Source organism: Paenibacillus sp. UMB7766-LJ446 (assembly GCF_030226665.1).
In the GTDB taxonomy this organism is placed as follows: domain Bacteria; phylum Bacillota; class Bacilli; order Paenibacillales; family Paenibacillaceae; genus Paenibacillus; species Paenibacillus vandeheii.
Genome location: NZ_JASOYM010000001.1, coordinates 523884 through 536961, shown reverse-complemented (window position 1 = coordinate 536961; position 13078 = coordinate 523884). Strand labels below are relative to the sequence as shown.

At 47.8% G+C, this 13078-nt stretch carries 16 protein-coding genes and 1 tRNA gene; 16 read left to right on the top strand and 1 reads right to left on the bottom strand.

Annotation, left to right across the window (positions count from 1 at the left end; all coding sequences use genetic code 11):
* Nucleotides 1-12: 12 nt before the first annotated feature.
* From QP794_RS02555 to QP794_RS02495, 13 genes are all read left to right on the top strand, one after another.
* On the top strand, nucleotides 13-372 hold the full coding sequence (locus tag QP794_RS02555) for a DUF6711 family protein (RefSeq protein WP_285074761.1): 360 nt from the start codon (nucleotides 13-15) through the stop codon (nucleotides 370-372).
* 4 nt (nucleotides 373-376) lie between these two features.
* Nucleotides 377-2437, top strand: a complete 2061-nt coding sequence (locus QP794_RS02550) for a bactofilin family protein (protein WP_285074760.1) — start codon at nucleotides 377-379, stop codon at nucleotides 2435-2437.
* Nucleotides 2438-2479: 42 nt separating this feature from the next.
* Nucleotides 2480-3061, top strand: a complete 582-nt coding sequence (locus QP794_RS02545) for a stalk domain-containing protein (RefSeq protein ID WP_285074759.1) — start codon at nucleotides 2480-2482, stop codon at nucleotides 3059-3061.
* A gap of 61 nt (nucleotides 3062-3122) precedes the next feature.
* Nucleotides 3123-3317 carry a YqaE/Pmp3 family membrane protein gene (locus tag QP794_RS02540; RefSeq protein WP_285074758.1) on the top strand — a complete coding sequence of 65 codons (195 nt, stop codon included), beginning with the start codon at nucleotides 3123-3125 and terminating at the stop codon, nucleotides 3315-3317.
* A gap of 72 nt (nucleotides 3318-3389) precedes the next feature.
* Entirely contained in the window at nucleotides 3390-3551 is a 162-nt protein-coding gene (locus tag QP794_RS02535; RefSeq protein WP_285074757.1) for a hypothetical protein, read from the top strand.
* The gene (locus tag QP794_RS02530; protein ID WP_285074756.1) at nucleotides 3541-3759 is read left to right on the top strand and encodes a hypothetical protein; all 219 of its coding nucleotides are present in this window, start codon (nucleotides 3541-3543) and stop codon (nucleotides 3757-3759) included. The genes QP794_RS02535 and QP794_RS02530 overlap by 11 nt, the downstream gene beginning before the upstream one ends.
* Nucleotides 3713-5710: a hypothetical protein gene (locus QP794_RS02525; protein ID WP_285074755.1), complete on the top strand. Its 1998-nt coding sequence runs from the start codon at nucleotides 3713-3715 to the stop codon at nucleotides 5708-5710. The genes QP794_RS02530 and QP794_RS02525 overlap by 47 nt, the downstream gene beginning before the upstream one ends.
* Nucleotides 5711-5722: 12 nt before the next feature.
* Entirely contained in the window at nucleotides 5723-6007 is a 285-nt protein-coding gene (locus tag QP794_RS02520) for a hypothetical protein (RefSeq protein ID WP_285074754.1), read from the top strand.
* Nucleotides 6008-6062: 55 nt separating this feature from the next.
* Entirely contained in the window at nucleotides 6063-6194 is a 132-nt protein-coding gene (locus QP794_RS02515) for a hypothetical protein (protein ID WP_285074753.1), read from the top strand.
* A gap of 91 nt (nucleotides 6195-6285) precedes the next feature.
* Nucleotides 6286-6681 carry a hypothetical protein gene (locus QP794_RS02510; protein ID WP_285074752.1) on the top strand — a complete coding sequence of 132 codons (396 nt, stop codon included), beginning with the start codon at nucleotides 6286-6288 and terminating at the stop codon, nucleotides 6679-6681.
* A gap of 1 nt (nucleotide 6682) precedes the next feature.
* The gene (locus QP794_RS02505; protein WP_285074751.1) at nucleotides 6683-6961 is read left to right on the top strand and encodes a phage holin family protein; all 279 of its coding nucleotides are present in this window, start codon (nucleotides 6683-6685) and stop codon (nucleotides 6959-6961) included.
* Nucleotides 6948-7892: a glycoside hydrolase family 25 protein gene (locus tag QP794_RS02500; protein WP_285074750.1), complete on the top strand. Its 945-nt coding sequence runs from the start codon at nucleotides 6948-6950 to the stop codon at nucleotides 7890-7892. Before QP794_RS02505 ends, QP794_RS02500 begins: the two co-directional genes overlap by 14 nt.
* Before the next feature lie 475 nt (nucleotides 7893-8367).
* Nucleotides 8368-8595, top strand: a complete 228-nt coding sequence (locus tag QP794_RS02495) for a helix-turn-helix domain-containing protein (RefSeq protein ID WP_285074749.1) — start codon at nucleotides 8368-8370, stop codon at nucleotides 8593-8595.
* 18 nt (nucleotides 8596-8613) lie between these two features.
* Here the strand turns inward: QP794_RS02495 and QP794_RS02490 are convergent, their stop codons facing one another.
* A complete protein-coding gene (locus QP794_RS02490) occupies nucleotides 8614-8877 on the bottom strand; it encodes a hypothetical protein (protein ID WP_285074748.1) in 264 nt (87 codons plus the stop codon).
* 242 nt (nucleotides 8878-9119) lie between these two features.
* Here QP794_RS02490 and QP794_RS02485 point away from each other — a divergent pair.
* The 3 genes from QP794_RS02485 (at nucleotide 9120) to pheS (ending at nucleotide 13052) form a co-directional block, all read left to right on the top strand.
* A tRNA-Ser gene (locus tag QP794_RS02485) sits at nucleotides 9120-9182 on the top strand.
* 482 nt (nucleotides 9183-9664) lie between these two features.
* A complete protein-coding gene (gene abc-f, locus QP794_RS02480; protein ID WP_285074747.1) occupies nucleotides 9665-11557 on the top strand; it encodes a ribosomal protection-like ABC-F family protein in 1893 nt (630 codons plus the stop codon).
* A 460-nt stretch (nucleotides 11558-12017) separates the two neighbouring features.
* On the top strand, nucleotides 12018-13052 hold the full coding sequence (pheS, locus tag QP794_RS02475; protein WP_024628331.1) for a phenylalanine--tRNA ligase subunit alpha: 1035 nt from the start codon (nucleotides 12018-12020) through the stop codon (nucleotides 13050-13052).
* Nucleotides 13053-13078: the final 26 nt, after the last annotated feature.

The following is a 13078-nucleotide window of genomic DNA, read 5'->3' as shown; positions in this document are numbered from 1 at the left end:
GAGGGATGACAATTGGAAATCAAAATTAATGGTCAAGAGATTGCTGCTTATCCCTCCACGTACCAGGTGACGGTGCTTGACTTGGATGACGCTAATTCATCGGTACGTACAGCAAACGGCACGCTGAACCGGGACCGGATAGCGGTCAAACGGCAGATCGACATGACTTGGGGGATGCTGACCTGGGCTGAAATGTCCTCCATCCTCCAATCCATGTCCAATGTGTTTTTTGACTGCACCTATCCTGATCCGATGACAGGTAAGCATGAAACCAAACGGATGTATGTCGGCAATCGGCCCGCACCGTTCAGTGTGATGAGTGGCGGCGTCATGTACTGGAACGGGCTCAAATTGACGCTGACGGAGAGGTGATTGGATGTTTCCTATATCGCCACTTTACAAGGATTATTTAAAACGGCCAGACCGGGAATTTATCGTCAAGGCTCTGGTGGGCAGTGAGGAATACAACAGCAGTAGAATCGTGGATTTCAGTATAGAAAACAGTTTGAGCCTGACCGATGGTTTTGAGATCGGAACGGCCATTCCTTCTAAACTGACTATTAAGCTACGAACAAATGAAATCATTCCAGCGAATGCCCGTATCGTGCCGTACCTGTCCCTGTCTCTGGCTGGCCTGACGTGGCTTGAAGCACAGTATCCATGGAAAGACATGAACCTAACGTGGACAGGCTCAGGGACAGACTGGTTGCCCCTGGGAGAGTTCTTTGTCGATGACCGGGAAAAGGTCAATGACGTTTGGACATTCACCTGTTATGACAAGTTGGTTATGGCTGATGTAGCTTATATATCGTCGTTGACATACCCGACTACCCAGAAAGCAGTGTTCGATGAGATTTGTAAGCGCCTGGGTTGGACGTATGATAGCAGCGTGGTCATTAATTCAGCATACCGAATTCAGGCTGGTCCAGCGGGGTACACCATGCGCCAGGTACTGGCTTATATTGCTTCTGCCAATAGCGCAAGCATTTATATCGATAAAGCGGGTACGCTCAAATTCAAACGTTTTACAGCTTCCGAAAACCCTGTGTTCGATATGACAACGGCTGATTATGTGACGGTCAAACAAACGAATCCAGTAAAGACGTATACACGGGTCGTGGTCACGTACAATACCGAGGACGAGTTGCAATATGAAGCGGGTACCGGAGATGAGAACCATACATTGTACGTAGAAAATCCATTTGCTACGCAGGCGGTCACGAATGGCCTTCTGACAACGTTGAATGGATTTTCTTATCTACCTCTTACGATGGATGCGAGAGGATACCCGCAGCTTGAACAGGGTGACGTCATCGGCTTTGAACAGCAGGAAGGCACCACATGGGATGAGACGGTTTCAACCTGGCAGAATACGAATATCCCTTGGGATGGCGTTGTCAGATACAAAACAATCATCCTGCATCAAGTATTCAATTTTGCAGGCGGCTTGAAGATGAGCCTAGAAGCTCCATCTGTATCCGAACAACGTAGTGAGTTTGTCGTTGAAGGCAGCCTGACGCAACAAGTTAATAAGCTGAATAAGGATGCCATCAAGGAAGGCAAGTCCTATTATGGGGCGACCATCACCCGTACAGAGGGATTGATCATAGAGCGCGAGGACCACAAGAGCAAAGTTATCCTGAACAGTGACAAGCTCTCTTTCCAGGCCAATGGTCAAGATCGGTTGTACTTCGATCCGGTTGCAGGCAAGTACAAATTCATTGGCACACTGGAAGCCACGGATGGAGTATTCAGCGGGAACTTGCAAGCGGCAGGTGGTACCTTTACAGGAGACCTTCGAGCGGCGGGCGGTACATTCACCGGAACATTGCAGGGTGTGAATGGGACGTTCAGCGGAACACTCCAGGCAGCTAATGGAACATTCCACGGCACGCTGATTGCTGGACGGGTTGAGGGTGGCGAGATAATTGGTTCGTACATTCAAGGTGCTGACATCCTGGGTAGTAAAATTAGGACAGCAGCTAGTGGCGACCGGATCGAGTTAGATCCGAACGGATTCACATTCTATGACTCTGGCAATGCACGCCGGGTCACTCTGGGTACCAATCCATCGGCAAACATTTCGGGACACACCTACTATAACGCAAGCGGTCAATCTCAAGGTCTGATTTACGCCAACTCAAGTGAATTAGCTGTGATTGGTAATAATGGTTTGCGTCTTGGTTCCACAGCGGGAGTAACTACACTGCAAGGTGTGGTCCAGTTCACTAATGGGAATGTAATCGGACTAAATTTGGGAATCAGCCAAATCAATGGTCTGCCGGATCAATTACAATCTCTGCAAAATCAAATTAATTCATTAAACTACACTCTCAACAACCATAGACATACTGTTACTACTGCTCATCATAATCACGGTAATAACGCAAACAATCCGAATACAGGTGGTGGAACCTTTACGACCTCGACACCGTAATGTATCATAATAGGTAAATTGCACCATTACGGAGGTTAAATAATGAAAAAGGTCGCATATATCGCAGGAGGTATTTTGATTGGAGTGGTTGTTTCGACAGCAGGAGGCGCTTTTGCAGACTCGGTTAAGAGTTTAGTTGGTAAAAAGGTGACAGGTGAATATACTGTCATTGTTGATGGAAAAAAATTGTCGGACAAGGGCGCTGTGATTGACTCCCGAGCGAACGTTCCGGCGCGAGCGTTGTCTGAGGCACTAGGAGCTGATGTCAAAGTGACGGGTAAAATTATAACCATTACATCCTCAGAAGAAAGTTCCGGTACTACGGTATCAGAAGAATCAACTCCAAGTTCTCCTTCTTCATCAAGTAATAAATATATTGGTGGATCTAAATCTAGCCTTGAGTCTTTAAGAGATAGCGTTATTAACAATACCATCAAGCCTGCAACAGAAGGCAGAGAAAGTCTGCTTAAAGAAATAGCAGCTCTTGAAGAAACAAAGGCTAGTGGAATTTCGGTTCCGGTTCTAGCGGATAAAGAAAAACAACTTGCTTCTTATGACAAAATCCTAGCAGATGCAGAGGCAGGCCTGAAGCTAATCGACGAAGCCTTGGCGATAGCGAAATAAATCACCCGCCTTAGTGAAATCATGGTAGTATATACCTATAATTTACTTAGGGGGATATAAGTTGCTATACTTTCTTTGCTTTTTACCGCCATTGGCCGTTTTGTTTTGTGGGAAACCGGGAGCATTTATCTTAAATATCATTCTTACATTTTTCGGTTATATTCCTGGTGTGATTCACGCATTCTTAGTGGTTCATACTCATAAGGCAGATAAACGGAATGAGAAGTTAATTAGGGCTATCGAGCGTAGCCGTTAATGAATTAAATAATTCAAATGAGAGTCCATACACATGGGCTCTTTTTTTGTTGCCTAAAAAGGAGTGAACACCATGGACGAACAGCGATTACGTGAGATTATCCGCGAAGAGTTAAAGGCCCATGATGAACGGATTAAAGCCGAGACAGTGACGATTCGGGTCAATGATCAGATGAAGGGCACCATGCTTGAAATCCTCAAGAATATGAATCGGGGTGTGACTGGTGAGAGTTAAAAAGGTTCTTGAATTATCCGTGGATGTAAGTGATATTTTCCGCGAGAGCCCATTAGTAATCCGTGCCATGCTGGAGACGCTGCCCACCCTCGAATCACAGGTGGCATTCCTTCGGACTATTCACCAGGACGTTGAAAATTTATTGAAGGGAGTTGTTACGAATGGCGAACCGGTTCGCGAATCTGGAGGGCAGCAAAAAGATAAGTGAGGATTTCCAGAATATTAACATCGGTTTTGACCGTGTGCAGGCTGAAATGGATACCAAGGGTACTCCAGCAGATGCCCAGGCTAAAGCCGATGCAGCCAAGGAGGCAGCTATTGCGGCGGCGGCTGCTGACCTAGCAGCTCATAAGGCACGCGGAGCTGATGAGCATCCCACGGCAAAGGGAAATGCAGCAGGATTCATGAGTGCTGCTGACAAGCTCAAACTTGATACCAGTACAGGCTTAGCAACACCTTACACGCTCTTACAACGTGATGGGGCAGGCCGCGCCAAGGTAGCCGCTCCAGCAGCAACGGATGACATTGCCCGGAAGGCAGAGACAGACGCCGTACAAACCAATCTGGACAGCCACGCAGCCGATACGGTTAAGCATGTGACCCAGGCTGAGCATGACAAGCTGCAAAACATCCAGGCAGGCGCTGAGGTTAACCAAAACGCATTTGCCAAGGTGAATGACGTGGAAGCTTCCAGCAAGACTGATACTGTTACTTTTGTGGGTGGTACCGGGATTGTAGTTACAACGAACCCGTCTAACAAACAGGTAACGGTCACCGCTACGGGAACCGCCACTCCTGGTGCTCATGCACCATCCCACGTTACTGGTGGGTCTGACGTGATCCCTGATGCCGTGACAGGCGGTGCCAGTGGACTCATGAGTGGGTCAGATGCCAAATTTGTTCGTGAAGATGGCGAGAGTAAAACTGGAGCGCAAGCAAAGGCAGATGCAGCTAAACAGGCCGCAATAGATGTGAGTTTGCCCCGTGCAGGCGGTGCTTTGACAGGACCGCTACGCATAAGTAGCTGGGGAGATATCAGCGCAAGTAGCGGAGGATATGTGTTGTATGGACATAACTGTTATCTGGATGCCGCTGGTGTTGTATATCGTTACCGTAACACTCACGCCAACATGGGTGCACGGGGAATCGTATTCCGGCTTGGAGCGGGTTTACAAGGCGCTTGGATGTTTGACATGGGTACAATCGCTACAACAGCAGGCGCATCCTTTACGCCGATTCTCAAGCGCATCCTCAATACAGATGACTATAGCGCAATCGTGCAGGATTATATCCGGCAGCCCGGATATGCGGCTACTACTGGCACGGCAACAGCGTACACAGCTGCGCTTGATCCGGCGCCTGCATCTCTACCTGATGGATTTGGAATTACGATTGTGCCGCACGTTGCAAACGGAGCAAATCCTACCCTCAACGTTAACGGTCTTGGTGCGGTTGCGCTAAAGGACCAAAAAGGTGTAGCGTATGCTGCTGGTAAACTGGTTGCCGGACGGCCTTATACGTTTCGTAAGGTAGGAACGGATTTTTTGGCAGATAGCGGGTCGAGTAGCGGTACAGCTCAACCCGCTCAAGTTTTAGCAGGAGAGACGTTCGGAAATGATAACGGGGATCAAGTTGGAACCATGCCCAATCGTGGTGCACTCGGGACCATTACTCCGGGTACTACCAACCAACCGATTTTAGAGGGCTACACTTTGGGCGGAGAAGTTTTAGGAGATCCTGATTTGATTGCTTCCAATATTAAAAACGGAGTTAACATATACGGTGTCGTGGGAAATTTCGCGGGGTCAATATCTCCTGGTGCAGGACCAATCTGGCGGAGAACTACGTATATTACCGTCTCACAGAGTACCCCATTGGAGATTGTAGGTATTGTCTTCAACGTTTCTGGGACGATCCGAATATCTTTTGGATTACGGTCCGACTCTAGCGGAGGCGGGAGAGCACAGATATACAAAAACGGCGTAGCGTTTGGCACACTGAGAAGCAACAACTCCACCTCAGTTACGACGTATACCGAAGATATAACATTTGCGTCTGGTGATCGCATATCGGTTTATTTATGGACAGGTGGCGCAGGTTCAGGCACACTTGAAACGATTACGTACGGATCTACTTTGTTTACGATAGCTAAAGAGTAGGAGGGACTGACGATGAATAATGTCTATGAATATAAAGATCAGGCTGAGCGTGAACGGATCATAGCGGAGAACGTTGGCAGACATTTGCTAGAAGAACGAAACTTAATTGATGGGAATTTTTTAGTTTTTGCAGATGAAATCCCACCGTCACCTACCATTCTTGTGACCGTACCCCAGGAAGAATTTGAATCCTTAAAGCGAGAGAATCAAAGATTGTCAGATGAAAGCAACGCTAATCAACTAGCACTCATGGAACTACACATGATGCTCCTGAACGTGTTGCCTGATGAGAGTTAAGCTTGCAAGGCTGCTGATCCGCTGGGCCGTAGCACTCATGAGGGGAGGTGAGACTATGTTAGTTGTATACGTGATGATGATTCATAAAGGCTTGATTAAGCTGGAGCAAGTACCAGCAGGCAGCCGGGATAAAGTAGCTGCTGCACTGGCTGAAGGAGATATGGACCAAAACGGTAATATCGTGTAACGGGCGTTCCAATTAGGAGCGCTATTTTTATGCCCTCTGGAGTGGTCAGAGGGCTTTTCAATATATTCAGATAGAGACGGGGGATTGGCGTATGGAAGCCATACCAGGAGGTGTACAGGACATGCAGGTGCAGGATGTAAATACGATTGTGGATTTGAAGGTTCAACTGGCACGGATCGAGGAAGCGTTGAAACCTCTGGCGGCTTTGGCTCCAGGTTTGGCAGAGGTCAGAGAAATTTCCAAAGAAGCATTGCAGACGGCACAGCAAATGGCCATTCGTATTGTTGAGGTCGAAGCGGAGCTGAAGAAGGTCGCTGACGTTGCTCATGACGCCAAACGAAATGCAGCGGATGCGTTGTCACGATTAGATAAGCATGACGCGGATCAAATTTGGTTGAAACGTACGGTGTACGGTGCAGCATTAACAGGCATAACGGGGCTTCTCATTGCGGCTGTTTGGGCCGGAATCAAGTTAGGGGGAATGTAGTGTGGAATGGGACATTATTCAAGGGTTGATTGATGGCAGGCTGCTGATCGTATTGGCAGCCTGCTGGGTGATCGGGTACGTTCTCAAGAAAACGCCCAAGGTACAGGATTGGACCATCATTTATATCGTTTCCGGTGTAGCTATTGTATTTTCTATCCTGATGCTTGGCCTGAGCGTGGAGAGCGTGGTACAGGGCGTTCTAGTGGGCGCTGTGGCGGTTTATGGTAATCAGTTGGTTAAGCAGACAAAAAAGGGAGCTGATGCAGATGCAAGCGCGTAAAACAGGTAATGCTCAGGGGATTGACGTATCCCATCACAACGGAATTATAGACTTTAAAAAAGTGGCAGCGGACGGGATTTCGTTCGTATTTATCAAAGCGACTCAGGGCAAGACATTCCGGTCATCCAAGTTTCTGCAATTTGTCAAAGATGCCAAGGCGGCTGGCTTGCTGATCGGTGCATACCATTACGTGGATGACTCTGCTGGCAGTGTGGTTGCTGCAAAAGCTGAGGCAGCCAACTTCTATAATGCTATCCAGGATGCTGGCGGGATAAGCACATTTGACTTGCCGCCCGTCATGGACTATGAATCAAACAAAAACGGCCATAGCAAAGCGACGATTACGGCCGTTGCGAAGACGTTCCTGGAGGAGATCCACAAGCTGACCGGAGTTAAACCGCTGGTGTATACATACCCCGCGTTCATTGGCAACTTTACAGGCTTGTCCTCATATCCGCTCTGGATTGCGAGATACAGCACACAAACGCCTGCCGATGCTTCCGGTTGGACACGGTGGGATTTTTGGCAATATTCAGACGGATCAGCAGGGGCCTATCTGCCACGAGGGAACCGGAAGGTTGACGGTATCGGTGGTGCCGTGGATCTGAATGAGTTTGACGGCACAGTTGCCGAGTTGAGGGCCAAGTATTCCGAGAAGAATGAACCCGTGAAGGAGGACAATCCAGTGACACAACCAGTGACAGGACGTGATATCAACGTGCCCAGCAAGTGGGCAGAGACAGCATGGACAGAGGTAACCGCCAATGGGTATTTTGACGGGACACGTCCAGGGGCCCAGATCACGAGGGAAGAAACGGCGGTAGTCATTAATCGGTTAAGGAAAAATTTCCTTGCCTTGCTTGCAACTACAAATGTAAATGTCACCGACCTGGACAAACGCTTGAAACAAATCGAAGCAACTCAGGAATAATCCCAATCGCTTGGAAATATCAAAGGCCCTACCAGTTAATCTGGCGGGGCCTTTTTTGCGTTCATAAAGACAAAGACAATGAATCAATAACCTATTGACTAAAGTAAACAGATATGGTATATTATTTATGGGAGGTGAGAACAAGGATGAAGAAAAAAAGGAGAAAGAAAAAGGAACTCCCGGTGGACAAGCTGGTTACGCTTCTCACGGCCATTGTCAGCTTGCTTACCGCAGTAGTCAACCTCATCATAGTCCTTCGCCGTTAGGCGGGACTTGAGGGTAGCACGGTCGGTTAATCCCAAAGGCCGACCGTGTGAGTTCCTTAATCCTTCTCTTCCCTTAGTATAGCATGACAAGAAGGGAGCATGTATAATCATGAGTATGTCAAAAATAACTAAAGTGACTTTGATCATCAGTTTGCTTTCGCTGGGTCTAAGTGTCGCTACAATGGTAATATTGATTACGAGGTGATTTGATGGAACGGGACGATCTGATCCGCATTATACAAGAGAACGTACTAACAGCAAGCGAAGCGGTGGAGCTGCTTGGTGGATCAAAGCAGAACCTTTCTTCATTGGTGAAACGTAAGAAACTGCTTCCTATAAAAGAGTCCGGGTCAGTTCGTCTCTTTCTCAAATCGGATGTTGAGGACCGTAAGCGAGAGGCGGAACAGTTGCGTGAGAAGTATAGACCATATGAATGAATATTTGAACCCACCAGCTCATTCCGGTGGGTTTTTCTCTTTAGGCTTACGTGGCGGCTTCTTCATCGTCCGATCATATATGTAGGGCTTTCCGTGATACTCCCAGTTGTTCTTCTGCTTCTCTCTTTTGTGTATGGCCACTTTGATCTCCAGGTTAGCAACCTCTTTTTGAAACTTCGAAGCATATCTTTTACACCAAGCTAGTCCACTTGCCTCGCTCGAACTGAAATGGGTACGGAGCAAGAATCCGTTTACCGTAATCTCAAACTTATATAGGTTCATGGTGAATGTCCTTCCCTGTGTATTTAGATGTTCTTATCATACAAATTATTTTAAATCGAAACAAGAACTAATGTTCTGTTATCGATTGCTTACCATCATCCAACTAAAATTATTCCTTCTATATAATAAGGGGCATTCATGGGGCAGTTAATTGTGTATTCAGTGATTGTACACACTGCTCATGACTACCCCTTATTTTTGAAAATGCCAATCTAGCAATCTTTTGATTGTGTAAGACTATCGCGGAATGTGAACAGAATCAGCCTTCCAAGCTAATAGCGTGGGTTCGATTCCCATCACCCGCTTAACTAATGCAACACCTGAAACCCTTGTGGAAACAAGGGTTTTTTCTTTTTTTTCGAGGTTAGTGTTTTCCTAGTCGCAATGGGAGGGAGAGTATCACTGACTCCAAATTCAAGACCTTTGCTTTTTCCCCATCATCTGGTACAATAACGGAGATATCGATACTACACATGAATGAGAGGTAACCATACGTCCCATGAAGTAAAACACATGAATTCAACCCCAGTAACTGCAGAGAGTGTATTGACGCAGTCAGCCAAAGCGGCTGAGCAATGAGGGGATTCGTGTGTCCAAATTCAGCTATGGGATCAGGTATGGAAACAGGCAGGCTGTTCTGGCTTGTGTGTACCCTTTTAGGGTTATTTGTTCATGCCATGGGTATCTTATGCTTGTTTTTTGACGCTTTATCCAATCCTGAATTGCCAGACCGCCGGCTGATGCCAGCGGTTTTTTTTATTTTGAATTGCAGGAAGGATGAGGCCTCATGATGACAATGGTACGCCTACATGAAGTATCGAAAGAGTGGAACGGGAATGAATTATTCGCAGGATTGAATCTGGAAATAAATGAAGGCGAGCGGCTCGCCATTCTGGGTCGCAACGGGTGTGGCAAGACCACCTTGTTACGCATTATTCTTGGAGAAGAAGATGGCGGTGGACGAATCGAACGCCACGTTCCGCAACAGGAGTGGGGATTCATGCGTCAGCGCTCCTTGATCAAGCCGGAGACGAATGTGCTTGATGCCGTCCGTCAGGAAAGTGGACGGATCTACGAGGTGAAGTGTGAACTGGAAGAATTGGAACAGCGTATGGGCAAGAGTGGAGCGGCAGATGAGCAGCGGCTGCTTGAAGCTTATACAATAGCGATGGAACAATATGAGCAACTGAACGGGTATATGTGGGAGACTGAGGTAGAGAAGGTACTGACACGTCTCGGGTTATCGTCGGACCATTGGAGCAGGCCATATCATTCCTTGAGTGGTGGTCAAAAAACGAAGGCTCGTCTCGCGGGATTACTGGTCAGTAAACCGAAATTTCTGATTTTGGATGAACCGACGAATCATCTGGATGAAGAGAGTATGCGCTGGCTTGAAGAATGGCTGTCCACCTATGCAGGAACATTATTGTTTGTCTCTCATGACCGGACCTTTATAGATCAGGTGGCAACGGGTGTGATTGAGTTTAGCCCGGGTGCCCTGACCAAATATAAGGGGGGTTACACGAATTACAAAGGCCATAAGGAACGTGAATTGCGTGAGCAGGAAGCAACCTATCGCAAGCAGGAACTGGAACGGAAAGCGCTAGAAGAGACGATCCGCAATTATCAGCAGTGGTTTCATCAGGCTCATAATTCAGCGTCCGATGTGGAGGTCAAAATCACCCAGAGCTTTTACAAAGCCAAAGCCAACAAGAACATTTCCCGCTACCATGCCAAGCAAAAGCAACTGGAGCGTCTGGAGAAAGAGCGGGTGGATAAACCTCGCGAAGCTGCGAAATTGAACATGGAGCTGCAAGTGAACACGCTGGCTGCCCGCCAGCTCCTTGCACTGGAAGATGCCACTTTTGGTTATCCGGGAAGCCCGACATTGCTTCACAATCTCCGGATTGCGGTCGAACGCGGAGATCGTCTTGCTGTACGCGGTCCCAATGGTACAGGTAAGACAACACTGCTCAAGCTGATGATTGGGGAGTTGGAGCCTTCGCAGGGCAAGGTGACACGTCATCCGCAGCTAAAGGTTGGTTATTTTTCGCAAGAGCTTGAGGGATTACCGGAAAGTCAGACGCTTCTGGACAGTTTGCTCAGTCTTCCATCCATGACACAAAGTGCTGCACGCACCATTCTGGGATGCTTTTTATTTTCGAGAGATGATGTGTTCAAACGTATTGGGGATTTGAGTATGGGGGAGAAGTGCAGAGTTGCGTTCCTGCGTTTGTACTTCGGTGGAGCCAACTTGCTGGTGCTGGATGAACCGACCAATTATCTGGATATTGACACACAGGAAGTGATGGAGAATATATTGAAGCAGGCGTCCGGAGCACTGGTACTCGTATCCCATGATCGTATGCTGACCAAAGTACTCGCCAACCGCTTGCTTGATCTGGAGCCGGGTGGAAAGGCTACACTGTTTGACGGTGGTGTGGAGGACTGGGAGCAATCCATCAAACTGCGAGAATCCGCCCTTGAGATTCGGGAGTCAGATGATGAACGGTTACGGCTTGAAATGCGTTTGTCTGAGTTGTTATCTCCTATGAGGAGTGCGAGCAATGAGGTGTTGACTAATCCTGATGATGTGATTGAGCGGGCGGCTGAAGTTGCCGAGGTTCGCGAAATTCAACGTCGTTTGAAACAGCTGCGTGAGCTGAGAAAACACAAGTAATCCATTGATTAAGCTTTTGTCGTTTTGCTTTTGGGCTTAACGATGGATCAAGCGGCTTTACGGCTTGCTATTTCGAGCGATTTTGCATATAATAATGGACGATCATCAGTAAATTTGAAGTTTTTTTCTGACATGAAAACGTGATGATGGAGACAAGTAAGCAGTGCCTCTGGACAGGGAGGAAGCGCCGTAGATTGAGAGCGTTTCTGTAGAACAAGGCTGCTGAAATTCACTCCGGAGCGGTTCCCTGAACCATATCTTGCGATCCATCGCAGGAGTTAGTAGGGGGTAACGGTTAACGGTCGTTATTCCGTATAGAGTGAGGCAAACATGTTGCAGGCCGGAAGGGCCGGGCAGCACTGAATGTCTAACAAGGGTGGTACCACGGTCTTTTCGTCCCTTCAGGGGAGAGAAGGCCTTTTTTTGTTGCATTAACACCACATAAAGGGGGCATTTACACATGAAAGAACGTTTGGAGGCATTAAAGATCGAAGCGCTGGAACAACTGTCCGGCGTGAACGATCCACAGACGCTGAGTGATCTGCGTGTAAAGTATTTGGGGAAAAAGGGTGCACTGACTGAGATTTTGCGCGGTATGGGTGCGCTTAGTGCAGAGGAACGTCCGGTGATTGGTCAGGTCGCCAATGATGTTCGCGGCGCAATTGAAGAAGTCATCGACAGCAAGCAGGAGCAGTTCCAGAAGGAAGAGACAGCGAAACGTCTGCAATCCGAGAAAATTGATGTGACCCTGCCGGGACGTCGCGGACGTCAAGGCGGATTGCATCCACTGACCAAAGTGGTACAGGAAATCGAAGATATTTTCATCGGTATGGGATATCGTGTAGCAGAAGGTCCTGAGGTTGAGATGGATTATTACAACTTCGAAGCATTGAATCTGCCGAAGAATCACCCGGCACGTGATATGCAGGATTCCTTCTATGTAACAGAAGACCTGTTGATGCGTACGCATACGTCACCGGTTCAAGTTCGTACCATGCAAAGCATGAAAGGTGAAGTGCCAGTTAAAGTCATCTGTCCGGGTAAAGTATACCGTCGTGATGATGACGATGCGACGCATTCGTTCCAGTTCAATCAGGTTGAGGGTTTGGTCATTAGTGAGAATATTCGCATGAGTGACCTGAAAGGCACCTTGCTGCAATTCGTACGCGAAATGTTCGGTTCACACACTGAAATTCGTCTCCGTCCAAGCTTCTTCCCGTTCACCGAGCCGAGTGCTGAAGTGGATGTCACTTGCGTGCAATGTGGTGGCAGTGGCTGCCGGGTATGTAAACAGACGGGCTGGCTTGAGATTTTGGGCGGCGGTATGGTTCATCCGAAAGTACTTGAGATGGGCGGTTACGATCCGGAGAAATACAGTGGGTTTGCATTCGGAATGGGCGTAGAGCGTATCGCCATGCTGAAATATGGCATTGATGATATTCGTCATTTCTACAACAGTGATATGGCGTTCCTGAAACAATTTGGACGCTTGTAATTACCGAAGTAGCATACAGGGCGAAC